This window comes from Verrucomicrobium sp. BvORR106 (assembly GCF_000739655.1).
Taxonomy (GTDB): Bacteria; Verrucomicrobiota; Verrucomicrobiia; order Verrucomicrobiales; family Verrucomicrobiaceae; genus Verrucomicrobium.
Genome location: NZ_BATR01000031.1, coordinates 101,232 through 127,330, shown reverse-complemented (window position 1 = coordinate 127,330; position 26,099 = coordinate 101,232). Strand labels below are relative to the sequence as shown.

Below are 26,099 nucleotides of genomic sequence, written 5' to 3'. Positions count from 1 at the left end.
ACGCACTTCATGCCCGGGAAGGAGGCCATGATGTTTTCCGGCGTATGAGAGTGAGTGGCTCCCACGTTGGTGCCGCCGTTGGCAGGACCACGAAGGACGATGGGGCAGTTGATCAGGCCGCCGGACATATAGCGGACCATGCCGGCGTTGTTGATGATCTGATCCCAGGCGACGGTATAGAAGCTCCAGAACATGAGCTCCATGACGGGACGAACGCCGAGCATGGAAGCTCCGACGCCCATGCCGATGAAACCGGCTTCACTGATGGGGGTGTCGATGATGCGCTTGTCGCCCCATTTGGCCCAAAGGCCTTCAGTGACTTTGTAGGCACCATTGTACTGGGCGACTTCCTCGCCCATAAGAACGACCATCGGGTCGCGGGCAAGTTCTTCGTCGAAAGCTTCGCGAAGCGCGTGGCGGTAAGAAAGACGACGCATGTCTTAAAGAGGGGAAAGGGTGGGAGAGAAGGGTTGCCGTCCGTGGATCAGGATCAGTCGTTGAAGAAGTGGCGACCGGTCTGGCCAGCTTCCGTCTGGTTGTCCACTTCCCAGTACACGTCGTCGAAGATTTCGGAAGGATCCGGATAAGGGCTGCTGTCGGCAAAGTCGGCGGCAGCTTCCGCTTCTTTGAAAGCGGCTTGGTCGATTTCCTTGGCCTGGGCCTCGGTCAGCACACCTTCACGGACAAGGTGACCACGCCAGATGTTGATCGGGTCATGTTCCCGCTCATACCGCTCGATCTCTTCCTTGGTGCGATATTTCTTGTGGTTGGCGTCTGCCACGGAGTGGCCGGTGTAGCGATAGGTCGCGACCTCGAGAAGGGTGGGCTTGCTCTGCTTGTGCGCGCGCTCGATCGCGGTCTGCACCTTGGCGCGAACTTCGTAGATGTCTTCGCCGTTGAACTGTTCCCAAGCCATGTCGTAAGCGACAGCGCGCTCTGCCAGACAGGAGGGATAGGCACTGGAGCGTTTCTGGCTGGTGCCCATCGAGTAACCGTTGTTCTCGATGATGAAGATGACGGGCAGCTCAAAGAGGGCGGCGAGGTTAAGTGCTTCGTGGAAGGCGCCCTGGTTCACCGCACCGTCGCCGAGGAAAGCCATGGCACAGCCGGTGAGACCCTTATACTTCAGACCGAAGGCGAGGCCGGTGCCGAGAGGAGTCTGACCACCGACGATGCCGTGACCACCCCAGTAGTTCTTATCCGGAGCGAAGTAGTGCATCGAGCCACCCTTGCCTTTGGAGCAACCGGTCTTCTTGCCGTAGAGCTCGGCCATGCACTCGTTCATGCCCATGCCAACGGCGAGGGCGTGACCGTGATCGCGATAGGCCGTGATCATGTGGTCGTTCTCTCCCATGAGGGAGGCGCAACCGGCAGCAACGGATTCCTGACCGATGTACAGGTGGAGGAAACCACCCATCTTGCCCGCGTTGTAAAACTTCAAGGCAATTTGCTCGAAACGTCGGATGCGGCAGATGTCGGTGTAAAGCTTGATCTTCTGCTCCGCCGTCATCGAGGTGTTGATCGGAGCATCCGCGTATTTGAGAGGGGCTGTAGCGGTCTTTGCCATGGTAGGTAAGAGGGAGCGCGAAGTGTACCGAGAAAGGGAGGCAAGGCAAGCCCCGCTTCTCGGAGTCAAAAAAGACACAGGAGGGGGGAAGATGTGAGGAGTTAGAAGTGAGGAGTGAAGGACTCAGGAAAGGGGAGCAACACCCGGCCGCTGTGCATTTGGTAACCCTGTGCGGGTACTCAGTGTGGAGTCAGTCGGTAGTCAGATCTCCCTACAGACCTGAAGTCTGAATAGATAGGTGGTCTCCCAATCCAAAGGCAAGGAGATGAAACCTCTCTCGAAGGTCACTCAACGACTAACCAAGTGCCGACCAATTCACGAGGCACGACGCATCGCACTTTGGGAGCCTAAAAGTAGTCACAGGTTTCAACCTGTTCAGTCGCACGTCTGCAACCTTCCGACTTCCCCTTAAGAACATGAACCCCAGGCAGGCTGAGTCACAGTCCATCTGTGTCCTGGATTGATGAAGGGCCTTAGGGAAGCTTCACGCCAACGGCCTGATACAAAACAGCTCAGGGTCAGACTGCGAAGCGGTCGCCACCCCGGGTAAACCGCAGGGATGTTGGAGCTCTAAAAGAGTTCTACAAACCGTTCCAATGCCTCCGAAAGTGACAACATCACATAGGATACCCCCGCGGGACCTGGTTGTTGCCCCAAGCCACGCAGGTAGGGGAGGTCACTCAGGAGATGCGGCAACCGTTCCTGCCGCACCCAAGACATTATCATCCGCGAGGCAGCCACCCTTCTCCCGCTCGTATCCACCTCGCGTGCGCCGAAGACCTCGTTTCCTCGTCTGAAATTGTTCCACGTGGAACAATCCTGCCCCTCTTCAGCCACTCTGAGACCTGCTCAAAAGCCATTCCCTTTATATAATAGGGGGGCATGCTATCTTAAGGGCTACCCATGAGCCTCTACACCTTCCCGAAAGTTTACGATGTCATTGTCTGCGGAGCTGGCCACGCCGGCGTGGAAGCCGCGATGGCCTCTGCCCGATTGGGGTGCGAGACCGCCATGCTAACCCAGAACCTGGACACCATCACCCAGATGTCCTGCAACCCAGCCATCGGCGGACTGGCCAAAGGCCACCTTGTCCGGGAAATCGATGCCCTCGGTGGGGTGATGGGCCAGAATACAGACGCCACGGGGATTCAGTTCCGGATGCTGAACGCCACCAAGGGACCCAGCGTCCAGGCTCCCCGTGCTCAGTGTGACAAGAAGGCCTACCAGTTCCGGATGAAGTGGCTGGTAGAGAACCAACCGCACCTGGACCTTCACCAAGGGAATGCTGCTGAGATCCTGGCAGAGAATGACCAGATCGTCGGAGTACGCACCAGCCTGGGACTGGTCTATCGCACCAAGGCCGTTGTCATCAGTGCGGGGACCTTCATGCGGGGACTCCTCCATGTGGGCCTGCAGAACCAAGCCGGCGGCAGGATGGGGGATGGACTCTCCACCCTGAGCGACAGCCTGCGCCATCTGGGGTTCGAAGTGCAGCGTTTCAAGACGGGCACCCCATGCCGGATCAACGGTCGGAGCATTGACCTCTCCCAGTGCGAGGTGCAGCCAGGCGACACACCGCCCCCACGTTTTAGCTACCTCAGCGGGGTGCTTCCGGACGATTCCGAACTCTTCACCCTCAACAAATGGACCCCGGAATTGTTCCACGTGGAACAATCTCCGTGCTGGATCACCTACACAAACCCCCGCACACACGACATTATCCGGGGCAATCTCGACAAGTCGCCCATGTACTGTGGGGTGATTGAGGGCATTGGCCCCCGCTACTGTCCCTCCATCGAGGACAAGGTTGTCCGCTTCGCCGACAAGGAGCGCCACCAGATCTTCCTCGAGCCAGAGGGACGGCACACCCGGGAGTACTACGTGAATGGGGTCTCAACCAGCCTGCCCTTCGAGGTGCAGTACGAGTTCATCCGGAGCATCAAAGGTCTGGAGAATGCCGAGATCATTCGCCCCGGCTATGCCGTGGAGTACGACTACTGCCCGCCCACCCAGCTCCAGTCCACCCTCGAAACCAAGCGGGTTTCCGGACTCTATTTTGCAGGTCAGATCAATGGCACCTCCGGCTATGAAGAAGCGGCGGGCCAGGGCCTCTGGGCCGGAACCAATGCCGCTCTCAAGGTGAAAGGGGAAGCCCCCTTCACCCTGAAGCGCTCCGAGGCCTACATGGCGGTGATGGTGGATGACCTCATCACCAAGGGTACCACCGAGCCCTACCGTCTCTTCACGAGCCGGGCAGAGTACCGACTTCTCCTCCGCCAAGACAACGCCGACCTCCGACTCACCCCCAAAGCGGCGGAGCGGGGCATGGTCGATGCGTTCCGAAAAGCTCATACGGAATCCAAGATCGAGCAACTGGTCGAGCTCAAGAAGTTCGTCGCCAGCACCTCCTATGAGAGCACCCGGCTGGCTCAGTGGATCAAGCGCCCCGAAAACAATTTCGCCAACCTGCCCTCCGACCTCCTCGGCGCCTGGTCCAGCGACCTCTGGACCGTGGCCGAGAATGACCTCAAGTATGCTGGCTACATCACCCGACAGGAGGACATGGTGGACAAGACTTCGCGCATGGAAGACAAATCCATCCCAGACTGGGTGGACTACACTGCCATGAAGGGGTTGAAAAAGGAGGCCATGCTCAAACTCCAGTCCATTCGCCCTGCCACCTTCGGGCAGGCGGCCCGCATCCAAGGCGTCACTCCTGCCGATCTCGCAGTGGTTTCTGTAGTGCTGAAGAAGGGTGGGGTGGGGGAAGAAACGACAACTGAATAGCGCGGCAGCCCCTTTTTGGGGAAGCTCCGGGACGCGTCGACGCGGACATCCCGGCGGGTGAGGAACTGAAGTGGGGGGTATTCGGTAGGTCTGTTCCCGAACGGAAGGCCGCATGTCGGAGTTGGGAGAGGGACAGAAACCCCATGCGTCGGCCGCTGCCGTTGGATGCCGAGAGGCCAAGTCCTCACTCAATGCCTTGCCGGGCTCTGGATGCGAAGCGTCCTCCAGAGTCAAAACGCGGGGGTAATCACTCGGCGAGAAGCAGGCCTGTAAGGAGCAAGGACCGCTTCGACGAGCGGTCAGACTCCACACCATCCAACCCCGAAGACACTTTTGGACCTGACCGACCCGCGTTCTTTTCGGCTGTCGATGCTCGTAGGATTAGCGCATTGATCGCCGACGTGGCGAGTTCGACCTGGGAGATCGTCACCCGATCGACACCCAAGATCCGGCAAATCCTCCTTACTCAAGGCCGGGATTCCGCGATGACTCGACCTCGCTGGCAGGGTCTGCTGAAGGTGAACTCACGGATCCAACCCGCCAATCCCTGATTCGAGTACCCAGCACACAAGCTGAACTGGGGGCCAAGAGCACAGATTCAACCATCATTTGGACAGCGCTCCAACGATGGCTGGAGCTCAAAACACGGAGACCACAGGGCTAGACTCACCTGGACATGCTCGCCGTGCTCCGCTTCAAAGGAGGGTCTGCTGGAGTTTCACGCCGGAGCCTCAATCCCGGTCACCTGAAAAGCGAGGCGTTGAGGCGACTCTGAGAAGGAATTGAATCCAGTCTGCAGCCAAGCTTGTAGACCTCGACATCTCGGAATGGAGCTCCAAGGGCAGAAAAAAGCATTGGGGCCAGAGGGGCCAGGGGGCACGTCAGTAGCCTCAGCGGCTCGTTCAAGCAGGGTCTTAAGAGACTCCGGAAGTCCAAGTCCGTAGTGATTGCCTCACCGACTGGTAGGCAGGCTGAAGCCCGCCACTACTTTCAGGTTCGCGTTCAGGGGTGGGGTGGTGGAAGAGCTCTGTGGAACTTGCCGTCACGATGGCCCATGAATTTTTGCAGTTGGCAGGAGTGATGACCCAGAAGGACCAAAAATCCAGCAGCGTAGCAGCGTCCGAGGAATAGGGACCCAACAACACATCGAAGGCTGAGAGCCCGGCCTCAGCAAGACTGCACCGTGACGGTTCCCAAATGACGGTCGCCGTACAATCCTCGAACCCCTCCATGACCGACTTCTTCCGTCACCGCCGAAAAACTGAAACCGCCGACGTGTCCGGCCCTCAAGTTTAGCAGGGCGCCCAAGGAACGATGCTTGTGGGTAGCCGACTCATTTCTGCGCACAGAGCAGATTTTTCCCCGCAAAGTTTGTCTATTAATAGGTGTAAATCGACCTTCAGAAGCGGGTCGCAGAGCAATTCCAGCCTCGCCACCCATGTCTTGAGTCATCAGACGACGTCGACGCGTCAGAATCGATTTCTGAGGCATTCAGAGCAGGGGTCTCGAAAGCAAATTCCCACCACCCCCTTTCCAGCCCCTTTTGCTCGGGCTGATGGAGGGTGGAACTTCACCCTCCTCATTTCATCCCAATTGCCAGCCGCCAACTCTGTCTCACCCTTCGCGGACCGTGTGCGCTTCGTTCGCCTTCCGAAAATCGGCATAGGCCTCTTCCAATCCGGTCCGGATATCGATTCGCGGTTTCCAACCGAGTGCCGTCATGCGGGACACATCCATGAGCTTCCGCGGAGTGCCATCCGGCTTTGTCGCATCAAACGCCAGCTCCCCTTCATACCCCACGACGGACTTCACCGTTTCCGCCAACTCGCGGATCGTGATATCATCGCCGTACCCGAGGTTGACCCAGTCAGGCGGATTGGGCGCTTCGAGCAGATGCACAATTCCTTGGGCGAGATCGTCCACGTGCAGAAACTCCCGGCGGGGAGTGCCTGTGCCCCAGACCACCACTTGGGGAAGCTGTTGTCGCTTCGCTTCATGAAACCGGCGGAGCAGCGCCGGAATCACATGTGAATTCTGCGGGTGATAGTTGTCTCCCGGACCATAGAGGTTCGTCGGCATGGCGGAGTGGAAGAGCACGCCGTGCTGAGCCCGGTAGTGCTGGCAGAGTTTGAGGCCGGCGATCTTCGCCACCGCATAGGCTTCGTTGGTCACCTCCAGGGGTCCGGTAAGGAGGGAGTCTTCCGGCATCGGTTGAGGAGCCAGGCGAGGATAGATGCAGGAACTCCCTAAAAACAACAGACGGCGCACGCCCACCTTGTAGGCCGCATGCACACAGTTCGAGGCAATCATAAGATTGTCGTACAGGAAATCGGCAGGGTAGGTGTGATTGGCATGAATCCCTCCCACCTTGGCGGCGGCGACGATCACCACCTCAGGTCTGTGCTTTTCGAACCAGGCTTCCACGCTCGACTGCCGGACCAGATCCAACTCCTCGCGAGCAGCGGTCAGCACCTGTTGATGGCCTCCCGCCTGGAGCGCACGCACCAGAGCCCCTCCTACCATACCGCGGTGGCCAGCTACAAAAATCGACGAGGAGAGAAGGGAAGTCATGGCCAAAACCATGAACGGGGACGTTCAAGCGGTCAATCGCGACCCTGAAACGCCGCAAAAATGCCCTGAGAGCTGACAACCTAGCTGAGCGGGGGCGGAAGCTCGCTACGGCCATCGGACCGGGCTTCCGCCTCTTCAACGACCAATCCCGCAACGTGCTAAAAAACCCGTCCATAGTACAGCCAGGCTTCTCCAAGCAGATGTGGATATAGGAGCCAACATACACATCTACAAGCCCACCATCGGGGCGGAGAACCGGTTCTAGCAGATCTGTTTAGGGCTAGAACCAAACATCCGTCAAACGAAGCGTATAGGAAACTATCACCTGCTGCCCGACCTCGCAGAAGGCCGGTCCGGTCCATGACGGGACGGAGTGACCATGCTGCTTCGGTTTCAGTTTGAACGGCAGGTACCTGATTCTGGGGATCCGCTCTTCCGGAACGAAGTTCAACCATTGCCCCAGCGGTAGCCTTCAGGTCTCCAGCTCAAACACCGACACTCAGCCCCTGACGGGACGATTCCCCGATATCTGGGCATTTTCACGCCTCCCGGTGGAACCAACTCCAACGACATCCACTCCACTCTGACAGTCACATCCCGATTCACATCAGGGAGCTCAACCACATATCTAATATATACGTAACATACTCATAATGAATGAATTATACAATGTCATCGCAGCAAGAACTTGACCCTCAACAGAGGAGCGTGAGCTACCACTCGCACTCTCTTCTTGCCCACGGGCGCAGCCGAGTCTAGGCTGCGCCCCCTCACTCCTATGGCAGAACGGCGTATTCTTGTAACCGGCGGCGCGGGCTTCATCGGCTCGAACCTTGTTCACTACCTTCTCGGCAAGGCCGAACAGGAGCATGGCATCACTGTTTCCAAGGTGGTCAACCTCGACAAGCTGACCTACGCGGGCAACCGCTCCAGCCTCGCGTCCCTGGCCGACGATCCCCGCCACGTCCTGGTGGAAGGCGACATTCAGAACAGCGAGCTCGTCGCGTTCCTCCTCCGGAAGTACAATCTCAACGCCATCATGCACCTCGCCGCCGAGTCGCATGTGGACCGCTCCATTGATTCCCCGGAAGAGTTCATCATGACGAACTTCGTGGGCACCTTCAAGCTGCTGGACACCGCCCGCGTGTACCACAAGGAGCGCCAGGCGGCCGGACAGAGCGACTTCCGGTTCCTCCACGTCAGCACGGATGAGGTCTTCGGCTCCCTGGGCCCGAGCGATCCTGCATTCTCCGAGACCACCCCGTACGCGCCGAACAGCCCGTACTCCGCCAGCAAGGCAGGCAGTGACCACCTGGCCCGGTCGTATGTGCACACCTTCCACCTGCCCGTTGTTACCACGAACTGCTCCAACAACTACGGCCCCTTCCAGTTCCCGGAAAAACTCATGCCCCTGATGATCCAGAAGGTCATCCGCGGGGAGAAGCTGCCCGTGTATGGCGACGGCTCCAATGTGCGTGACTGGCTCTATGTGGAAGACCACTGCCGTGGCCTCACCCTGGCCATGCTGAAAGGGGAGATCGGCGAGACCTACAACATCGGTGGCAAGTGTGAGATGAAGAACATTGAGGTCGTGCACGCGCTCATCGCCGCCGTGAACGCCGAGCGCCCTGATCTCAATCGCGATCCCGCCGAGCTCATCACCTTCGTCAAGGACCGCCCCGGCCACGACCGCCGCTACGCCATCGACTGCTCCAAGATCGGCCGCGAACTCGGCTGGCAGCCCCAGGAGACCTTCGACAGCGGCATGCGCAAGACCGTCCGCTGGTACCTCGACCATGCGAATTGGATCGAGGAAATTGAGCGCAAGTACCAGCTCCAGCGTCTCGGCCAGGCCTGATATTTCCTTTATCCCCATCGATTCATGAGACGACCGATTCCAGGCGGATTGCTCATCGCCATCGAGGGCATCGACGGGGCGGGCAAGACCACGGTCTCCGCCACGCTGGCCCAGTGGTGCGGTGAGCGCGGGCTGCTGTGCGCCCTTTCCAAGGAACCGACCAGCCTGGAATGGGGCCGGAAATTGCGTGAGTCCGCCGCCAGCGGACGCCTCACCCTGGCCCAGGAGCTCGACCTCTTTCACAAGGATCGCGAGCAGCACAGTGAGGGCTCCATCCAGCCAGCCCTGGATGAAGACGCCATCATGGTCCTGGACCGCTACTACTGGAGCACCGCTGCCTATCAAGGTGCCCGCGGGGCCAATGTGGATGATGTGCTGGCCTTCAACGAGACCAACTTCCCGCTGCCGGACCTTGTGCTCCTGCTCGACCTGCCGGTCGCGGCAGGTCAGGACCGGATCCGAGTGCGGGGAGATCAGCCCAACTCCTTTGAGGATGTGGACGCCCTGACCCGCTGCCGGGAAATCTTCCTCCAACTCCCCAGCCGCAGTCAGGCCCGCTGTGTCATTGTCGATGCTTCCCGTCCCTGGCGGGAGGTTTCCAAAGAGTGTCTGGCCCTGTTCAAACAGGCCGCCCAGCAGAAGCTCTGGAAGACCGCCAGCCCGCGCTCACTGAGCACGGAAGCGCTTGCCCTTTTTGGGGAGTAAAACTTGATCGCCGCCTCGCTGCAGCGGTCGCCAACTCCCGTGAATCATGGTAATGTGGAGCATCAACCGCACCGCCATGAAAGAGGTGTTCGTCCATCCCGATTCCGCCCGCGTCGGCTTCTGCAAATCCCTGCTGGAAGAGGCGGGTATTGCCTGCTTCATCCGCAACGAGCATACCAGCAACGCCTTTACCGGCATCCCGGTGCCTCTGTTTTATCCGGCCCTCTGCATTCACAACGACTCGGATCTCCACGCCGCCCTTTCGATTGTGGAATCCACCCAGAACCTTGCTGAACCCGAGGGCAACGAATGGCAGTGCCCCACCTGCGGGGAGAGCGTGCCTCCGGGCTTCGACATCTGTTGGAACTGCGAGGCGGGTCGCCCGCTCAAGTAGCCTCAGAAACAAGGGGCAGGGGAGGCGTGGCGACAACTTTTGGCGTGGCAGCCCTCAGCACGCCGCTTAGCAGTTGCACCACCCGCACTCCCGCGCACACTCAGCGCATGAGCGCACGCAAAGGCATTGTACTCGCCGGTGGATCCGGCACCCGGCTATTCCCCCTCACCATCGCCGTGAGCAAGCAACTCATGCCGGTGTATGACAAGCCAATGATCTACTACCCGCTGTCCGCCCTCATGCTGGCAGACATCCGGGACATCCTCATTATCTCCACTCCTCATGATCTTCCTGGTTTCCAGAAGCTCCTTGGAGACGGTTCCCAGTTTGGTTTGAACTTTGAGTACGCCGAGCAGCCCAAGCCCGAAGGCCTCGCGCAAGCCTTCCTGATCGGGGAGAAGTTCCTTGACGGCAGCCCCGCCGCCCTCGTGCTGGGGGACAACCTTTTCTACGGCACGCAGTTCCGCAAGGCCGTGGAGCGCGCTGGTGCCCAGACCTCGGGTGCCACCATCTTCGGCTACTACACCGCCACGCCTGAGATCTACGGCGTCGTCGAGTTCGACAAGGCTGGCAAGGCCATCTCTCTGGAGGAGAAACCCAAGCAGCCCAAGTCGAACTACGCAGTGCCAGGCGTGTACTTCTACGACCAACGCGTCTGCGAGCTGGCCCGCTCCATCAAACCCAGCGCGCGTGGCGAACTGGAAATCACCGATCTCAACCGCCTCTACCTCGAGGCTGGTGAGCTCCAGGTGGAAGTGCTGGGCCGCGGAGTGGCCTGGCTGGACACCGGCTCACCCGACTCCCTCCTCGAAGCCGCCGAGTTCGTGCAGGTCATCCAGCACCGTCAGGGTCTCAAGATCTCCTGCCTCGAAGAGATCTCCTACAACAAGCAGTGGATCTCCAAGAGCCAGCTTCTGGCTTCGGCCGACAAGTTCGGCAAGACGGAGTATGGCGACTACCTTCGCAAGCTCGCGCAGTACGATCACACCACGGCTTCGCACGGCCCCATCGCCTAAGTCGAAGCGCCTCACAAGCCCATGGACGATGGAAACCACCGCCCGGGCGTGACATGGCTCGTGGCTGCCACCGCACTCCTGCCCACCCTGGTGGTGCAGGAGTTCACCCGGATCATCCTGCTGCCGAAGCTGGACAAGTTCTACGAGGTCGCCGCTGCCTCCCTGCAGAACCCGGAGCTGCACACCCTGCACCGCGCCGTGCATCTTGTCCTGGGTAATGCCGCGTCTGTCCTCCCTGCTCTGATCGTACTCATTCTGTTGCTGGAATGGATTGTAAAACCCTCCAAACGGGTGCGAAGCCTGGGCGCAGCCATGATCGCGGTGGCGTACAACACCGCTGTTCTCCTTGGCGTGGTGGTCGTCGCCATCCTCTTCGCCGTCACGGGTCCCGAGACCAGCAGGTCTGAGCTGGCGAAAACACCGCCGGCACCTGCATCGACCGGGGCTCCGACCCCGTCGAACGCCCGCTGAGGCGTGCCTTCAGCAAGAAAACCTTTTCTGACTCCTCTTTCCATGAATAACAGCCTGCCTCCGAAGCCCACCTCCCGGCCCCCGGAAAAGGACTTCACCGCCGGTGGCATCTTTGACCTGGCGGAAAGGCCCAAGGGCACCACGGGCGATCACGACCTGGATGACCGGCTCAAAGACCTGGCGTCCACCTGGGTGGATGATGAGCGCAAGCGCGATCTCGTCGCGGGCCTGCTCATGACCAGCCTCAAGATCGGCCGGGACAACACCGGCATGGGAGACCTGAAGATGCTGCACCGCGCCATGCGGGAGATGCGGCACGCGAACAAAGTCTTCCAGGCCTACCGCCACGTGCGCAAGGTCTCCGTCTTCGGTTCGGCCCGCACTCGCCCCGGCATGCCCGCCTATGATTCAGCGGAAGCATTCTCCCAGCGCATGGTGGATGAAGGGTTCATGGTCATCACTGGGGCAGGGGATGGCATCATGGGTGCCGCCCAGCGCGGCGCGGGGCGGGAGCAGAGCTTCGGCCTCAACATCCGGCTTCCCTTCGAGCAGAGCGCCAATGACACCATCGTGGGCGATGAGAAGCTGGTCACCTTCAACTACTTCTTCACCCGGAAACTCTCCTTTGTGAAGGAGGCTGATGCCGTGGCGCTGTTTCCCGGTGGATTCGGCACCATGGACGAGATGTTTGAGAGCATCACGCTCATGCAGACCGGCAAGGCCACCATCCTGCCGGTGGTGCTGGTGGATGAGCCAGGCGGCACCTATTGGTCCACCTTCTTCGCCTTCGTGCGTGAGCACCTCTACGGGCACGGGCTCATCTCTCAGGAGGACATGAGCCTCATCCACATCACGGACAACGTCGATGAAGCCGTGCGCGTCATCACCACCTTCTACAAGGTGTTCCACTCCTACCGGCACGTGAAGGAGCGCACCGTCTTCCGTATCAAGCGCAAGCTCACTCCTGCGGCCGTGGCCCGGCTGAACACTGATTTCGCAGACATCTTGAAGGCCCCTCTGGAGCAGGCCATCGCCCTGCCGGAGGAGCAGAATGAAGAGGGCATTTCCCACCTGCCGCGGCTCGTCGGTACGATGAAACACGGCGAGTACGGCCGCTGGCGCCAGCTGATTGACGCCATCAACATGGCCCAGGTCATCCCCGCCAAGCTCTAACGTCCCAGCCGTCACCTGTCATCATGGGAGCCCTCGCCCGATTCCACATTCCTCCATCCCACTGGCAGCCGGCCGGTGGCAGCCTGGTGCTGGACGGTGATGAGGCCCGCCACTGCACCTCCGTGATGCGGCACACGGTGGGAGATGAAATAACCGCGTTCGATGGAGCCGGGGTTTCCGCCCGCTGCCGGATTGTCGCCACCACCGGCAAGACCGCGGAGCTTGAGGTCCTGGAGACCGCTTTCACGCCCGCTCCGGCCGTGTCCCTCTCTCTCGTACAGTCCGTGCCCAAGGGCAGCAACATGGAGTGGATTGTCGAGAAGGCCGTAGAGCTCGGCGTGAACGCGGTGCATCCCGTGTTAACAGCTAGAACCGTGGTCAAGCTCGACAAGAAGGAGGCCGCCAAAAAGCAGGAGAAATGGCAGCGCCTGGCGCTGGAGGCCTGCAAACAGTGTGGCCAGAACTGGCTGCCCGTCATTCATGCACCCGCCTCTTTTCAGGAGGTGATGGCCGGACTGCCGCCACATGACCTGCGCATCATCGCCGCCATCGAGGATGATTCGCGACACCTCAAGGCGATCTTGAAGGACAGGGCGGAGCAGGGTGGCGTTGTTTCATCGACTCTGCTTTGCATCGGTCCGGAAGGGGACTTCACTCCTGCAGAGTATTTGGTAGCACGGGACCACGGCTGTGTGCCGATGAGTCTAGGGCCCATCATCTTGCGGGTGGAAACCGCGACGATGTACGGGTTGAGTGTGCTGGGGCATGAGTTGCGGGGTTCTTAGTGATTGGTGCTTGGTTTCTCCACTTTGGGCAACAAATAAACCGATCACCCGGCCGCAGAGAAAAGGAGTAGGGGTTTCCAACCCCGTTCGGAAACTGAGGCGTGGGTTTGATGAGCCAACTTAGCGCTCTGACCGCATGTGACGTCAGGGATATCGCGCCCTGACCGCGTAAACGCGGAACTCCAACCCTGACGGCGAAGGGGAGGGGGGAGGTAGGATGTCTGGAACCGGTATGAGGCTGTTGGCGACGCTCGACTGAGCGGGGCTGGGAACCCCCGCCTCCTTTAACTGCGGCGACCCGTGCCCACAAAAAAGCGGCGCATGGATCACATGCGCCGCTTGAGAAGATCTTGCTTGGCGAGCTCCGCTTATACCAGCATGAGGGCCGGGTTCTCGATGAGCTTGCGCATCTCAGCGAGGAAAGTGGCCGCTACAGCTCCGTCCACCACGCGGTGGTCACCACTCAGGCCCACCCACATGCGCTGACCCACCACGATCTGGCCTTTGTCATCCACCACCGGGGCATTGCGAATGCTGCCGATGCTGACGATGGCCGCCTGGGGCGGGTTGATGATGGCAGCGAACTGGTCAATGCCATAGGCCCCCAGGTTACTGACGGTGATCGTGCCGCCGGCGAACTCATCGGGGCTCAGTTTCTTGTTCTTCGCCTTGCCGGCCAGATCCTTCACCGCACCGCTGATCTCCAACAGCGTCTTGGTCTCTGCAGCCTTGATCACCGGGGTCACCAGACCTTCAGGGATGGCGATGGCCACGCTCAGGTTCACGTGCTTGAACTGCACGATGGCGTCGCCGTCGAAGGAGGCGTTCACCGCAGGCACGGTGGCGGCGGCGCGAACCACAGCCTTGAGGATGAAGTCGTTGACCGTGTATTTGTTGCCGCTGGTCTTTTCCGACTGCGCGTTGATATGAGCGCGGAAGGTCATGAGCGGAGCCGCATCCACTTCCATCTGGAGGTAGAAGTGGGGGATCTGCGTCTTGCTGGCCAAGAGGCGTTCAGCAATGATGTTGCGCATGCCCGTGAGGGGGATGCGCTGGTCATCCGGGCCAGCGACAGGGCGGATCGTCTGCACGGCCTTGGCAGGAGCAGCGGCGGCGCTGGCACCGCCTTGCGGGGCGCTTTCCACGTCAGCACGCACAATGCGTCCACCGGGGCCGGAGCCCTGAATCTTGGTGAGGTCCACGCCCTTCTCCTCAGCCACCTTGCGGGCGAGCGGGGAGGCTTTGACGCGCACGCCATTGGCCGTTGCCGCCACTGGGCGGCGTTTCTGCCCGGGAGCAGTGGGGGGGAGGTTACCGGCGAAGGCTTTGCCTGCGGGCTTCTCAGACTTGCTGCCGCCCTCTTCCTTTTTGGCGGGTGCTGGAGCATCGCTGCCAGCGATCAAAGCGTCCAGATCAGCGGGAGCTTCTTCGCCTTCCGCGAGCAGCACCACCATGGTCCCGCCGAGCGGCACCTTGTTGCCAGCCTGGGAGACCAGCTTGAACACCTTGCCTTCTTCGAAGGCCTGCATCTCCATCGTCGCCTTGTCCGTCTCCACATCGGCGATCACCTTGCCCATCTCCACGCTGTCGCCTTCTTTGATGTGCCACTTGGCGAGGGTCCCCTCGGTCATCGTGTCACTGAGCTTGGGCATCTTGATGAGTTTCGGCATGACGGGAAATCGGTTGTGGTAGGTGACGGGCTGTAAAAGTGCCGCGGCCGTGCCACCATAGGGATGATACGCGCTTTGTCTAGAAAGACGGCGCACCTGCTTCCGACCTGCGGAAAAGTTCTTTCCAGACCTCACCAGCCCGGTGCCGCGATCGCGCTCAGGAGGCGTTGGCCAGCCCCTAGATCGAGAACCTGCAACCGTCCGTCCTGCCCCGCTGCGAGCAGCCTCCAGCCGCTGTCATCCAGCGCAAGGGCGTCCACCCGGACCCCCAGCGGCGTCAGTTCCACGGCGGGCGCGTCCAGCTTCCCCAGATCGTACTGCCGGAGCCGCCCGTCCACCGAGGCAGCAATGAGTTTCCCACCCCCCAGAACCACTCGGGTCACCTCCTGACGACCTCCCTTCAGGACCTTGTCCTTGACCCGGCCGCTCCCGTCCACACTCTCGTCCCACCTCCATCGGCGCACCTCGCCATCGGTCGCCGAGGTCGTCACGGTCACCCCGTCGTCATCAAAAACGGCGCTGGTTACCGCGCTGCCGTGGTTGGCAAAGGTCAGCCCCGGACTGCCATCTTCACTCGCCAACACCTTGGCCGTCCGGTCCCGGCTCGTGCTCACCACATGCTTGCCGTCGGGGGCAAACGTCAAAGAAGTCACCCAGTCTGCGTGAGCTTCCGCTTTCCAGGCGGGCTTCCAGTCACTTGTGCGGTACACCCGCACCGTGTTGTCGGTACCGCCCGCCGCCAAGAGGTTCCCGTCCGGTGAAAAGGCCACCGCCAGCACGGTGTCTTTGCTACCTGGCAGTCTCTTGACCACCTTTCCGGACGCCCTTTCCACCACAAGCAGCTCGCCACCACGACCAGGGGAACCACCCGCCACCGCCAGCGATCGCCCGCTCCGCTGCAGGGCCAGCCCGAGCACCCGCTCTGGCAGTCCGCCAAACCTCCGCTGTAAACGCCCCTCTGGTACAGACCATTCCAGCACCTCATGGTAGCCACTGGTAAAGGCCGTCTGCCCGTCCCCAGCCATCACCGCAGCCGTAATCGGCAGCGGGCGAGGGTACTTCTCCGGGGCTTTGGCAGTGGTTGGGCCTGCGGAGGCAGAAATGATTTCGTTCAGCGCCAGCTTAGCGTCGCGGCCATCGAACTTCCCGCCCTGCTCGATCCATCGCTTCACAAGAGCGACTTGCTCAGGGGGCAGGGGATCATCGTTGGCAGGCATGCGCTCATCCTCATCGGTCGTCACCAACCGGGTAAAGAGGGTGCTCGCATCTGGCTTGCTGCCGGTCAGTGGTGCGAGCTCGCTGTCGCCGGCCTTGCCCAAGTGCTCAAATGTGTCCACCCGGTAGCCGCCCTTGGCTTTCTTCTCCTGATGGCAGGTCAGGCACTTGTCCGCCAGGATGGGAGCGATGTCCTTTTGAAACGAAACCGGTGCTTCCGCCCCCTGCGACCACGGTGCCAGCAGACCCGCTACGACCAGCACCCAAGCACCTGATCGGTACCCGGGCTGTGAAGTTTGCGGTTTCAAATCTGCCGATTTCATGCTTCTTGCCACCGGCACAGTACGACTCTGCCGACCCCATCTTATCCTTCCTATCCCACTCGACATGTCCAACGCCACCGCTCAAGAAGCCCTCCTCGAGACCCTCCTCAAAAAGTCCGTCATGTTCGGCGACTTCACCCTGGCCTCCGGCGCCAAGAGCGACCTCTATGTGGACTGCCGGTTGACCACACTGGATGCGAAGGGTGCCTATCTCGTTGGCCAGGTCATGTTCCCCATCGTACGTCAGGCGGAGAAGGAGTTGGGCATCAAGGCTGACGGCGTGGGTGGTCTCACCATGGGGGCGGATCCAGTCGCGCTCGCCATCTCGATCGCCTCCCACCTGGCTGAGCCGGAATCTCCTCTCAATGCCTACAGCGTGCGCAAAGAGGCAAAGAAACACGGCCGCCAGAAGCTGGTGGAAGGCAACTTCAAGGCTGGAGACAGCGTCGTGGTGGTGGATGATGTGATCACCACCGGCGGATCCACCCTCAAGGCCATCGAGGCCATCGAGGCCGAGGGTGGCAAGGTGGCTTTTGTGCTGGTTCTCCTCGACCGCGAAGAAGGCGGCAAGGCCAACATCGAGGCCAAGGGCTACAAGGTCTATCCCGCCCTGACCCGCAGCATGCTCATCAAGAAGTAAGCCTCCTCCCCTGGAGGAAGGTCATTTCCTCCATCAAGAGGAAGCTTTTAGAGGTTCGACAATTCTGGCGGGATCGCCTACCATCCGCGCATGGCCACGATCCCCCAGATCGTCGAAAATCTTGAGCGCCTCACTCCGGAGGATCTCGAGATCACGGCAAACTTCGTCCAGTCCCTGCTGGAGGCTCAGCAAAAGAAGCTGCTGAGCATCACTGAGGAGGTCGCCGCCAAACTGGTGCCCACTCTGCCCGACCCACCTGCAACCGGCGTCTGGAAAAAACGCAGTCTCGCCGACACCGATGATTGGTGAGGTCCGGTAATTCGGTAACTCAGTAAACCGGTAATTCAGTAGTCCAGAACAGCGCTTTGACGCGACGCAGTGCTTGGCCAGTTGGAGCCCCAATGGACGCCGACCAAGCACTACGAACCACGAACTTCTTTAACTCATCTTCCCGCGGAGGATCTCGCCGACCACCTTGGGGTTGGCCTTGCCACCGCTGGACTTCATGATCTGGCCGGTCATCCAATTGATGACCTTGTCATTGCCAGCCTTGAATTCCTCCACCTTGGCGGGATTGGCGGAAATAACTTCATCGCACAGCGCCTCCAGCGCACCGGTGTCGCTGACCTGCTCAAAGCCCTTGGCCTTGATGATCGGCGTCGCCGTTTCACCTGTGGCAAACATCTCGGCAAAGACCTCCTTGGCCTGATTGTTGGAGACTTTGCCCGCCTCGACGATGGACACCAGCTCCGCCAGGGAGGCTGGCTTGACGAGGCTCTCGTCCAGCGGCGTGCCCGCTTCATTCAGGCGACCCAGCAGTTCATTGATCACCCAGTTGGCCACCTTCTTGGCCGGCACCCCGGAATCGACTCCCGCTGCTTCCTCGAACCAGGTGGCCAGGCCCTTGTCGCTCGCCAGCACCCCGGCGTCATAAGCACTGATGCCATAGTCCGCCTCAAAGCGGGCCCGCTTCTCATGCGGCAGCTCTGGCAATCGCGTGCGTGCGGCCTCCAGCAGGGGGGCGGTGCGGATCGGCAGCAGGTCGGGGCAGGGGAAATAACGGTAGTCGTGCGCGTCCTCCTTGGTGCGCATGAGGACGGTTTCGCCGCGGTCATCATCCCAGCGGCGCGTGCTCTGGATGAGCTTCTCACCCTTGTCCAGGGCCTCCCTTTGACGCTCCACCTCAGCGTGGATGGCGCGACGGATCGCACTCATGGAGTTCAGGTTCTTGAGCTCGATCTTCGCACCCAGCTCCGTCTGCCCTTCCGGGCGGAGGCTGATGTTCACGTCACAGCGCAGGTTGCCCTTCTCCATGTCGGCATCGCTCACCCCGCCATAGATCAGGATCTGGCGCAGGCTCGTGAGGTAGGCAAAGGCCTCCTCCGCGCTGTCGATATCCGGGTCGCTCACGATCTCCATGAGCGGCGTCCCGGCACGGTTGAAGTCCAGCATCGTGCCCGCCCCAGTGTGCGTGCTCTTGCCCACGTCTTCCTCCAGGTGGATGCGGGTCAGCTTTACCACCTTGCCGGGGTTCTTGATGTTCTTCTGCGCGTCCTTGGGATAGGCCAGATCATACAGCGGCACCCCGCCACCGATGCAGAGCGGCAGGTCGAACTGGCTCAGCTGGTAGTTCTTGGGCATGTCCGGGTAAAAGTAGTTCTTCCGGTCCCACTTGGAGATCTCCGGCGTGCCGCAATTCAGCATCAGGCCAGTGAGCAGCGTCTTTTCGATCGCCTCCAGGTTCAGCACCGGCAGCGCTCCTGGCAGTCCCAGACAGGTGGGGCAGGTGTGCGTATTCGGCTCGGCTCCGTATTCCGCCGGGCAGGGGCAGAACATCTTGCTGCGCGTGTTGAGCTGCGCATGAACTTCGAGGCCGATGGTGGTGATGTACTTGGGCATGAGCGGAACGGACGGAACGTCTCGGGAGCCCGTAACAACGGCACAATGCGGCTGAATTCAAGCAGAACCGAAACGCCAGCGCGTCCCGCCGCATCAAGTGGGGTCGTGCGACAGATAGGTCAGGATCTCGCGCCTGGCCGGCTGCTGGTCCAGCCAGCTCTTGATCTCCTCCGCACGTTCCATCACCTCAGGGCCTAGCATCCCTGCGAACCGGGCGCGAAAGGCTGCCTCCAGCCCGCTGAGTTCATCATGGGCAAGCGCAACAGGAGCCTTTTCCGGAGCCTGATGCTCAGCCTGCTTCTCGTGGATCACCTGCTCCAGCGCTTCCCGTCGCACCTTGGCCTGCCAGGGAGCCGTCATGATGAGATGCACCTCATCGTGAAAGTTCCGGCTCCGCAGCGCTTCCCATTCGTTGACGTCAAACCAGATGCCAGCTGCCGAGCGATCCACGGAAAATTCAAAGCCGTGGCCCACCTTGTACCGGGTCATCAGGGTACCGGTCTCCGGGCAGATCCGCACCTTGTGCGAGCTCTCAGACTCCACGCGATGGCTCATGCCCTCTCCGGGAGGGAGGTGGGGGAGTCGCCCAGGCTGCTGGCTCAACCACCGCCAGTAGTTTTGATAAGGCAGCCAATGGCCGCCGGACACAGGGCAACGGTAGGCCACCAATCCGGGCTCAAGGTCCACCTGGTTCATACGCGACTTCGAATCCACAGGACTGATCATGGGAAACTGCAATGGAGGTTAAGTCGCTGGGGCAGGGGAGGGGAGCCAGCTGGTCCGGACACGACCTCATGGGTCGTAATCCGTCTTACCGGCTGCACTGCGCCCGCTGACGCAGCAGGTGGTCGCAGAGTACCAGATGCACCATGGCCTCGACAATAGGAACAGCACGCGGCAGCACGCAGGCATCGTGACGCCCGCGCGCCTTCAGCGTGGTCGCCTCGCCGTCCTTGGTCACGGTGTTCTGCTCACGCAGCAAGGTCGCCGTGGGCTTGAACGCCACGCGGAAGACAATCTCCTCGCCGTTGCTGATGCCGCCCTGAATCCCACCGCTGCGGTTGGTCCGGGTGCGCACGCGGTCACCTTCCATGTAAAACTCGTCGTTGTGCTCCATGCCGGTCAGCAGCGTGCCGGCAAAGCCGCTGCCAATCTCAAAACCCTTGGTCGCAGGCAGGCTCAGCATGGCCTTGGCCAGATCTGCTTCCAGCTTGTCGAACACCGGTTCACCCAGGCCCGCAGGAACACCACGCACCACACACTCCACCACGCCACCCACGGAGTTGCCCTGCTTCCGGGTCTCATCGATCAGATCCACCATCTTCTCTGCGGCCACGGGGTCCGCCGTGCGCACCATGTTGGATTCAATGGACTCGCGGGTGATTTGCTCCGGCGTCGGATGGGCCTCGATATCGCGCACCGTCTTCACATACGCCAGGCACTCGTAGCCAGCACAGGAGGCCTCGATGACCTTGCGGGCGATGGCACCTGCCGCCACCCTCCCAATCGTCTCACGGGCACTGGAGCGCCCGCCACCAGCCACCGCACGCACGCCATACTTGGCGTCATAGGTGAAGTCAGCGTGAGAGGGGCGGTAGGCCGTCTCCATCTCCTTGTAAGCGTCTGAGCGCTGGTCCTCATTGGGCACCATGATGCTGATGGGAGTGCCCAGTGTCTGGCCGTTCAACACGCCGGACAAAATCTGGCATCGGTCGCCCTCCTTGCGCTGCGTCACGATCTTGCTCTGCCCAGGGCGACGACGATCCAGTTCCACCTGGATATCAGCCTCTGTCAGCGCAACCTGCGGTGGGCAGCCATCCACGATGCATCCCACTGCCAGGCCATGCGATTCGCCATAGGTGCTGACGCGGAAGAGAGTGCCAAAGCTGCTGGACATGGAAAAAAGGGGAGGCGCAGGAAGTGAAACGTGAACCGTCACCTTGGCGCGATTTCCCGTTGAACGCAAGAATGAGCACGTCCCGCTCTTGACTGTCTGCTTTTCCCTTCAAGGGCACTTCGCTGGTCCGGTTCCGGCCCGAAGTTCTTCCCAGCGTTATGATTCATTAAATTTTGAACCCCAACACTTCATATCCGTATAGGCTGTGGGCATGTTAACAACCGTGTTCTTCATCGGTGACAAAACCGTTCCACAGCGAATGGGCACGTGAAGAATCTGGGTACAGGATGGGAGCCAAGTGCCCTCCTCGTCTCGTTTGAGAACAAGATTGAGATTGTTGGCTTGGTTCTTCGCAATTTTGTTCACAAGAATTGATCACGTCCTCATTAATGATAAATGTATCTTAGTATTTAAGCAGTATAAACTATTAAGATTCGATGGATTGAGCTCTGTGACACCGAATTTGTTGAGAAACCATAAACAGCTAGCGCCTTCGCAACGCGGCTAAGCACGGCTTCGCAAATCTGGGTTCGCTTCTGACAAGGAGAAGGGGACGCTATAATTTCCATCATAGGATGGGTGCTGGCTTCAACTGGTGCCCCAGCTGGCCCATGAGCTAGCTAGCTTGCCTGATCGCTCAGCCCACGTTGGTGCCGCTGGCCTTCTCTGCCAGGGCCACGATTTCTGGCAGCGCCAGGGCTGCTTGGGCGGCCGCGGTTTGGGCCTCTTTCTTGCTGCGTCCCGTTCCGGCTGCGAGATCCCGATCCTGCCAGACAACGACGGCCTGAAAGACCTTTTCGTGATCTGGACCCTCGGCAGCAATGATTCGGTAGGTGGGCGTGTTGCCTCCCTCACCTTGAAGGAGCTCCTGAAGCTGTCCTTTGGGATTCAGCTCGACGGGTGAATGCTGGAGCGCTGCCAGATCGTGGCTCCAGTGTTGCAGGACAAAGGGGCGCACCGCTTCGATACCTCCATCCAAGTACACGGCCCCGATGACCGCTTCCATTACATCTGCCAGGGTGGACTCGCGGGAGCGTCCCCCGTTGGATTCCTCTCCTTTGCCCAGCAGGAGGTCCCGGCCCAAATTGAGGTGCCGGGCGATGAGGGCAAGTGTGCGGGTCTGGACCAGCCGCGTGCGCAGCTTGGTGAGCAGCCCTTCGTCGTCGAGCGGAAACTGGTGGTAGATCGCCTCAGAGAGCACCAGCTGCAGCACGGCATCACCCAGGTACTCCAGGCGTTGATTGTGCCGCTGCGGGTTCTTGCTCTCGTAGGGCAGACTTGGGTGCGTCAGTGCCTCTTGCAGCAGTTCGGGCTGCTTGAACTGATAGGCGATGCGCGACTCCAGCGAATCCATTTACGGGGTGTGGCGATTGCCACGAAAAGACGCTGTTGGGGTGACCGACGGGACTCGAACCCGCAACAACCAGAATCACAATCTGGGACTCCACCGTTGAGCTACGGCCACCATTTTAACAGCGGAGGCAAACTGTATTGAGAAATCCATGGCTGGCAACTGAAAACTCGTGATGAGTCGGAATTGTGCCGGTGGGGTGAGTGAGGAGGTACCAGCACAGTTCCACACAATTTCGTATCTCTGCTCGCAATCCCCCCTTGGAATGCGTAGCTAAATTAACGCAACGATCACCGCAAGCCCGCCTCACTGGATCCCTCGCATGTCCGACCTCACACCTGAAACTTCGACCTCAACCGCAGCGCCTGTCGGATTCAAAGAATGGGCGTTCGTCTGTGAAGCCCTCGGCCAGGGGGTGCAGACTCTGATCCTGCGTAAAGGCGGGATCCATGAGGGCAAGAAGGGTTTCCATTTTGAGCATGAGGATTTCTGGCTGTTCCCCACCGGCTTCCACGCCCAGGGTGATCAGCTCCTCTGGCTGCCGGAGGATGCGGACAAGGTCGCTGTCCCCCAGGATGAAGAGCGCGAACTGGTGGATGTGAAGTACTTCGCCAAGACGCTGCAGATCTGGCGCATCACGGACTGGGACAAACTGGCCGCGCTCGCTCCCTTTCACGTGTGGAAGGAGGAGGTCGTCCGCGAGCGCTTCGCCTGGAATGAGGAGAGCTGTCTGCACATTGCCCTGGTGCGGGTGCACAAGCTGCCCATCACGTGGTCTTTCCCGTACTTGAAAGGTTACGGTGGTTGCCGTTCCTGGGTGAAACTGCCCCCGGAAGGCAAGGACTTTGAACCCATCGTCACCCCGGTGCTGGCGGATGAGGTTTGGAACGAGACGGCTGAAAAGATCAAGGCTGTGCTGGGTTGAGTTTGTTTTGCTGATCCAGGCTGTCCATGTCCTCTCCGTCTTCTGCCGCTGTTGCCGTCGTGCATCGTTGCTGGGTTGAAATCTCTCTCTCCGCCCTGCGCCACAACGCCGGCGTGGCCCGCACCCAGAGCGGGCTCGATCTCATGGCGGTGGTCAAGGCCAATGCCTACGGTCATGGGGCCGTTGCCGTCGCGCGGGCCTTGCAGGATCACGTGGCGGTCTCTGGCGTGGCCAACTTGCAGGAGGCCCTGGAACTGCGCTCGGCCGGTCTGGAGACCCCCATCCTGCTGCTGGGCACCTGCCTGGCGGAGGAACAGGAACCCGCGCTGCGGGCCGGTTTTCACGTCTGTGTGAACTCTCTGGCCGAAGCGCGCGCCTGGAGCGAACTGGCCGGTCGCCTGGGCGCCACCGCCCGCGGCCATGTGGTGCTGGACACCGGCATGGGTCGCATGGGTTTCATAGAACCCGAGTGGACTGAGGACACGGTGAGAGCGCTGGTCGCGCTGCCCCACATCTCCTGGGAGGGGCTCGCCACCCATCTCCCCTCCCCGGACGAAGACGCCGGCTTCACCCGCCGCCAGATCGAGTTGTTTCATCAAAGCGTCCGGCTCGCGCAGGTGTCCGGCCTCCAGCCGCGCTGGGTGGACCTGGCCAGCAGTGCTGGATTGCTGGGCTATCCCTCTGGTCACGAATTTTGCAACCTGGTGCGGCCCGGTCTCATGCTCTATGGCGTGGACCCCCTCTCTGGCACCGGGCTGGGTGATCCTTACCAGGAAAAGCTCCAGCCCGTGCTGACCTGGAAGACCCGGGTCATTCTGGCGCGTGAGCTCCCGGAGGGACACGGCATCAGCTACGGCCGCAGTCATGTGACCCGCCGGCCCACCAGGGTGGCCACCCTGGCCTGCGGCTATGCCGATGGCTACCCCCGGCAGGTTTCAGGAAAAAATGCCTTTGTCCTCCTCCATGGGCGGCGCTGCCCCCTGCTGGGTCGTGTGACCATGGACCAGATCATGGTGGATGTGACCGACCTCCCCGCCGATCAGCCGGTGATGCCTGGCGATGAAGTGGTACTCCTCGGCACCCAGGGTGAGTCAAAGATCTCCGCAGAGGAAGTCGCCGACAAGGCCGGCACAATCTCGTGGCACGTGTTTACCGGCATCACCGCCCGGGTGGCGCGGGTGGTGGTGGCGTAGTTCCGCTCGGCCGACGCCATGGCTAATCATCAAACCCTCCGGGTTCAGGAAATGACGAGTGGAGGGCTTGGTGCGTCAGCGTCGGTTGTGAGGTTCTTTCCCTTCGCTCACCAGCGGGACCGGAGATCCCGCCTCCTGTACTCTGCGGCCACATGATCTTGCAGCTTGTTTGCGGGTAAAGGAGGCGGGGGTTCCCAGCCCCGCTCAGTCGCACGTTCCCGGCAGTATCACACCGGTCCCTGATAGCCTACGGACCACCTCCTGTTCGCCGTCAGGGTTGGAGTTCCGCGTTTACGCGGTCAGAGCGTGCCACCCCTGATCCGGCAACCGAGGCGGTCGCCCTACAACTCAAAGTGTTTGGCTGTAGGAACGCGACACTTCATCAAGGGTCAGCTCAGGTCTTGCCGTCTTGTGTCTCCCGCGCAGCGGGCCTTACGTCCCCTGCAGCACCCCGTTCACCCCCTTGGTATTCCGCATCAACGGCGCCATGCTCCAGATGATGAACCCGCCCTTGGGCCGGATCGAAGACTCGATGTCGAGCTGACGGCTGATTTCCTGAACCGGCCAGTTGTGGCTGCCACCCAGACGGTCCACGGCGAGGCTTGGGAAGACCAGGATGCCGCGCGGATTCACGCTGGAGCTGCGCCACCAGCCGAGGAGCGAGGAAAAACTCTGGGGACCGGCGTCGGTCCAGTAGAGCTGCGGGGAAAGGTAGTCCACTGTCCCCTCGCGGAGCCAGGCCACGGGATCTGAGTAGAGCTCGGTCAACTGGTCCAACTGGGCTTCCACCCCGCGTGGGACGTTGGGCCGGTAGATGCCAAATGGGCTCACGCCAAACCAGGCTCCCTGGCGGTTCGCATGCACCACCGTGTGCAGTTCGCGAATCAGCGTGTTCACGTTCTCACGCCGCCAGTCGGCACGGTTGAGCTGACCACCACCGGCCTGGTAGCGGCCATAGGTGGTGTCATCTGGGAATGTGCCACGTGGCAGACCGGTGCCGGGGTACGGATAGAAGTAGTCATCCAGAATGACCCCGCGCACGGCATAGCGTCGGACGATGTCCTCCACGACGCGCACCACATGCTGGCGCACTGCTGGATCGCCGGGATCCATCCAGAGCATGGACCCAACCCTGCGCACGGCTCCGGGCATGGTGCGGGAGATGTGATTTTCCGCCTTGCCAGCCTTGCTGGTGGAGGCGCGATACGGGTTGATCCAGGCGTGGATGGCAATGCCCTGGCTCTTCCCTTCAGCAATGAATGTGGCCAGCGGGTCATAACCCGGATCCACCCCCTGCGTGCCGGTGAGGAATCGGCTCCAGGGTTCGAGACGCGACCGATACAATGCATCCCCCTCCGGACGCACCTGCACCATCAGGGTATTCAGACGGCACGCCGCCGCGATGCTGATGATGCGTCGGATCTCCGCTCTCTGCTGGTCGGCGGAAAGTCCCGTGCGGGACGGGAAGTTCAGATTGTGCACCGAGGCCACCCAGGCTCCCCGCATCTCGGCGGAGGCTGGAACGGCCAGGGAGAAGAGGACGGCAAAGAACAGCAGCAGGCTGGCAGCAAGGCGGGGCATGAGTAAGGGGGTTAGATGTTATGAGTTAAGGGTTATGAGGAATTCGTTGATGGGCCGAACCGGCAGAAGGCAGCTCCC

At 60.7% G+C, this 26,099-nt stretch carries 21 protein-coding genes, 1 tRNA gene and 1 pseudogene; 12 read left to right on the top strand and 11 right to left on the bottom strand.

The genetic code is table 11. The features are described 5' to 3' along the window. Both BV106_RS05490 and pdhA read right to left on the bottom strand, forming a co-directional pair. Positions 1-437 (bottom strand): annotated as a pseudogene (locus tag BV106_RS05490) (alpha-ketoacid dehydrogenase subunit beta); the annotation flags it as partial. A 53-nt stretch (positions 438-490) separates the two neighbouring features. Next, the gene (gene pdhA / locus BV106_RS05485) at positions 491-1,567 is read right to left on the bottom strand and encodes a pyruvate dehydrogenase (acetyl-transferring) E1 component subunit alpha (protein ID WP_038161631.1); all 1,077 of its coding nucleotides are present in this window, start codon (positions 1,565-1,567) and stop codon (positions 491-493) included. A gap of 903 nt (positions 1,568-2,470) precedes the next feature. Here pdhA and mnmG point away from each other — a divergent pair. Beyond that, on the top strand, positions 2,471-4,354 hold the full coding sequence (mnmG, locus tag BV106_RS05480) for a tRNA uridine-5-carboxymethylaminomethyl(34) synthesis enzyme MnmG (RefSeq protein ID WP_038161628.1): 1,884 nt from the start codon (positions 2,471-2,473) through the stop codon (positions 4,352-4,354). A gap of 1,614 nt (positions 4,355-5,968) precedes the next feature. Here the strand turns inward: mnmG and BV106_RS05475 are convergent. Beyond that, positions 5,969-6,925 carry a GDP-L-fucose synthase gene (locus BV106_RS05475; protein WP_038161697.1) on the bottom strand — a complete coding sequence of 319 codons (957 nt, stop codon included), beginning with the start codon at positions 6,923-6,925 and terminating at the stop codon, positions 5,969-5,971. Positions 6,926-7,703: 778 nt separating this feature from the next. On the opposite strand from BV106_RS05475, the gene rfbB reads away from it, so the two are divergent. From rfbB to BV106_RS05440, 7 genes are all read left to right on the top strand, one after another. Then, positions 7,704-8,783, top strand: coding sequence for a dTDP-glucose 4,6-dehydratase (gene rfbB / locus BV106_RS05470; RefSeq protein ID WP_038161626.1), 1,080 nt, complete (start codon positions 7,704-7,706; stop codon positions 8,781-8,783). Between the two features lie 24 nt (positions 8,784-8,807). Next, on the top strand, positions 8,808-9,488 hold the full coding sequence (tmk, locus tag BV106_RS05465; RefSeq protein WP_051945158.1) for a dTMP kinase: 681 nt from the start codon (positions 8,808-8,810) through the stop codon (positions 9,486-9,488). A 46-nt stretch (positions 9,489-9,534) separates the two neighbouring features. Continuing rightward, the gene (locus tag BV106_RS05460) at positions 9,535-9,882 is read left to right on the top strand and encodes a DUF2007 domain-containing protein (protein WP_081891532.1); all 348 of its coding nucleotides are present in this window, start codon (positions 9,535-9,537) and stop codon (positions 9,880-9,882) included. Between the two features lie 107 nt (positions 9,883-9,989). Beyond that, complete coding sequence (gene rfbA / locus BV106_RS05455) at positions 9,990-10,898, top strand: glucose-1-phosphate thymidylyltransferase RfbA (protein ID WP_038161622.1); 909 nt, start codon at positions 9,990-9,992, stop codon at positions 10,896-10,898. Between the two features lie 21 nt (positions 10,899-10,919). Next, positions 10,920-11,369 (top strand): hypothetical protein, encoded by a 450-nt coding sequence (locus BV106_RS05450; protein WP_038161620.1) that lies wholly within the window; start codon positions 10,920-10,922, stop codon positions 11,367-11,369. Between the two features lie 42 nt (positions 11,370-11,411). Further along, complete coding sequence (locus tag BV106_RS05445; protein WP_038161618.1) at positions 11,412-12,542, top strand: TIGR00730 family Rossman fold protein; 1,131 nt, start codon at positions 11,412-11,414, stop codon at positions 12,540-12,542. Between the two features lie 23 nt (positions 12,543-12,565). After that, positions 12,566-13,327: an RsmE family RNA methyltransferase gene (locus BV106_RS05440; protein WP_038161616.1), complete on the top strand. Its 762-nt coding sequence runs from the start codon at positions 12,566-12,568 to the stop codon at positions 13,325-13,327. A gap of 368 nt (positions 13,328-13,695) precedes the next feature. Here the strand turns inward: BV106_RS05440 and BV106_RS05435 are convergent, their stop codons facing one another. Beyond that, positions 13,696-14,997: a pyruvate dehydrogenase complex dihydrolipoamide acetyltransferase gene (locus BV106_RS05435; protein ID WP_038161614.1), complete on the bottom strand. Its 1,302-nt coding sequence runs from the start codon at positions 14,995-14,997 to the stop codon at positions 13,696-13,698. A 131-nt stretch (positions 14,998-15,128) separates the two neighbouring features. Continuing rightward, positions 15,129-16,535, bottom strand: a complete 1,407-nt coding sequence (locus BV106_RS05430) for a c-type cytochrome domain-containing protein (RefSeq protein WP_265595364.1) — start codon at positions 16,533-16,535, stop codon at positions 15,129-15,131. Between the two features lie 64 nt (positions 16,536-16,599). On the opposite strand from BV106_RS05430, the gene pyrE reads away from it, so the two are divergent. Then, positions 16,600-17,175, top strand: coding sequence for an orotate phosphoribosyltransferase (pyrE, locus tag BV106_RS05425; RefSeq protein WP_038161608.1), 576 nt, complete (start codon positions 16,600-16,602; stop codon positions 17,173-17,175). 90 nt (positions 17,176-17,265) lie between these two features. Next, positions 17,266-17,484, top strand: a complete 219-nt coding sequence (locus BV106_RS05420; RefSeq protein WP_038161606.1) for a hypothetical protein — start codon at positions 17,266-17,268, stop codon at positions 17,482-17,484. A 129-nt stretch (positions 17,485-17,613) separates the two neighbouring features. Here BV106_RS05420 and gatB read toward each other — a convergent pair whose 3' ends face one another. The 5 genes from gatB to BV106_RS05395 all read right to left on the bottom strand — a co-directional run bounded on the left by gatB (position 17,614) and on the right by BV106_RS05395 (position 22,436). Continuing rightward, positions 17,614-19,074, bottom strand: a complete 1,461-nt coding sequence (gatB, locus tag BV106_RS05415) for an Asp-tRNA(Asn)/Glu-tRNA(Gln) amidotransferase subunit GatB (RefSeq protein WP_038161603.1) — start codon at positions 19,072-19,074, stop codon at positions 17,614-17,616. 93 nt (positions 19,075-19,167) lie between these two features. Beyond that, positions 19,168-19,800, bottom strand: a complete 633-nt coding sequence (locus BV106_RS05410) for a hypothetical protein (protein WP_265595363.1) — start codon at positions 19,798-19,800, stop codon at positions 19,168-19,170. 85 nt (positions 19,801-19,885) lie between these two features. Further along, entirely contained in the window at positions 19,886-20,971 is a 1,086-nt protein-coding gene (gene aroC, locus BV106_RS05405; protein ID WP_038161597.1) for a chorismate synthase, read from the bottom strand. 637 nt (positions 20,972-21,608) lie between these two features. After that, the gene (gene rnc / locus BV106_RS05400) at positions 21,609-22,325 is read right to left on the bottom strand and encodes a ribonuclease III (protein WP_038161594.1); all 717 of its coding nucleotides are present in this window, start codon (positions 22,323-22,325) and stop codon (positions 21,609-21,611) included. Positions 22,326-22,361: 36 nt separating this feature from the next. Beyond that, positions 22,362-22,436: transfer RNA gene (locus BV106_RS05395), tRNA-His, on the bottom strand. A 208-nt stretch (positions 22,437-22,644) separates the two neighbouring features. On the opposite strand from BV106_RS05395, the gene BV106_RS05390 reads away from it, so the two are divergent. Both BV106_RS05390 and alr read left to right on the top strand, forming a co-directional pair. Continuing rightward, the gene (locus BV106_RS05390) at positions 22,645-23,247 is read left to right on the top strand and encodes a DUF1802 family protein (RefSeq protein ID WP_051945155.1); all 603 of its coding nucleotides are present in this window, start codon (positions 22,645-22,647) and stop codon (positions 23,245-23,247) included. 26 nt (positions 23,248-23,273) lie between these two features. Beyond that, positions 23,274-24,440 (top strand): alanine racemase, encoded by a 1,167-nt coding sequence (gene alr / locus BV106_RS05385; protein WP_051945152.1) that lies wholly within the window; start codon positions 23,274-23,276, stop codon positions 24,438-24,440. A 432-nt stretch (positions 24,441-24,872) separates the two neighbouring features. Here the strand turns inward: alr and BV106_RS05380 are convergent, their stop codons facing one another. Beyond that, on the bottom strand, positions 24,873-26,021 hold the full coding sequence (locus BV106_RS05380; RefSeq protein ID WP_038161591.1) for a family 10 glycosylhydrolase: 1,149 nt from the start codon (positions 26,019-26,021) through the stop codon (positions 24,873-24,875). Positions 26,022-26,099 lie beyond the last annotated feature (78 nt).

Coding starts and splice junctions, on each gene's coding strand:
- pdhA (WP_038161631.1), bottom strand. CDS start 1,567: ATGGCAAAGACCGCTACAGCCCCTCTCAAATACGCGGATGCTCCGATC.
- mnmG (WP_038161628.1), top strand. CDS start 2,471: ATGAGCCTCTACACCTTCCCGAAAGTTTACGATGTCATTGTCTGCGGA.
- BV106_RS05475 (WP_038161697.1), bottom strand. CDS start 6,925: ATGACTTCCCTTCTCTCCTCGTCGATTTTTGTAGCTGGCCACCGCGGT.
- rfbB (WP_038161626.1), top strand. CDS start 7,704: ATGGCAGAACGGCGTATTCTTGTAACCGGCGGCGCGGGCTTCATCGGC.
- tmk (WP_051945158.1), top strand. CDS start 8,808: ATGAGACGACCGATTCCAGGCGGATTGCTCATCGCCATCGAGGGCATC.
- BV106_RS05460 (WP_081891532.1), top strand. CDS start 9,535: ATGGTAATGTGGAGCATCAACCGCACCGCCATGAAAGAGGTGTTCGTC.
- rfbA (WP_038161622.1), top strand. CDS start 9,990: ATGAGCGCACGCAAAGGCATTGTACTCGCCGGTGGATCCGGCACCCGG.
- BV106_RS05450 (WP_038161620.1), top strand. CDS start 10,920: ATGGACGATGGAAACCACCGCCCGGGCGTGACATGGCTCGTGGCTGCC.
- BV106_RS05445 (WP_038161618.1), top strand. CDS start 11,412: ATGAATAACAGCCTGCCTCCGAAGCCCACCTCCCGGCCCCCGGAAAAG.
- BV106_RS05440 (WP_038161616.1), top strand. CDS start 12,566: ATGGGAGCCCTCGCCCGATTCCACATTCCTCCATCCCACTGGCAGCCG.
- BV106_RS05435 (WP_038161614.1), bottom strand. CDS start 14,997: ATGCCGAAACTCATCAAGATGCCCAAGCTCAGTGACACGATGACCGAG.
- BV106_RS05430 (WP_265595364.1), bottom strand. CDS start 16,535: ATGAAATCGGCAGATTTGAAACCGCAAACTTCACAGCCCGGGTACCGA.
- pyrE (WP_038161608.1), top strand. CDS start 16,600: ATGTCCAACGCCACCGCTCAAGAAGCCCTCCTCGAGACCCTCCTCAAA.
- BV106_RS05420 (WP_038161606.1), top strand. CDS start 17,266: ATGGCCACGATCCCCCAGATCGTCGAAAATCTTGAGCGCCTCACTCCG.
- gatB (WP_038161603.1), bottom strand. CDS start 19,074: ATGCCCAAGTACATCACCACCATCGGCCTCGAAGTTCATGCGCAGCTC.
- BV106_RS05410 (WP_265595363.1), bottom strand. CDS start 19,800: ATGATCAGTCCTGTGGATTCGAAGTCGCGTATGAACCAGGTGGACCTT.
- aroC (WP_038161597.1), bottom strand. CDS start 20,971: ATGTCCAGCAGCTTTGGCACTCTCTTCCGCGTCAGCACCTATGGCGAA.
- rnc (WP_038161594.1), bottom strand. CDS start 22,325: ATGGATTCGCTGGAGTCGCGCATCGCCTATCAGTTCAAGCAGCCCGAA.
- BV106_RS05390 (WP_051945155.1), top strand. CDS start 22,645: ATGTCCGACCTCACACCTGAAACTTCGACCTCAACCGCAGCGCCTGTC.
- alr (WP_051945152.1), top strand. CDS start 23,274: ATGTCCTCTCCGTCTTCTGCCGCTGTTGCCGTCGTGCATCGTTGCTGG.
- BV106_RS05380 (WP_038161591.1), bottom strand. CDS start 26,021: ATGCCCCGCCTTGCTGCCAGCCTGCTGCTGTTCTTTGCCGTCCTCTTC.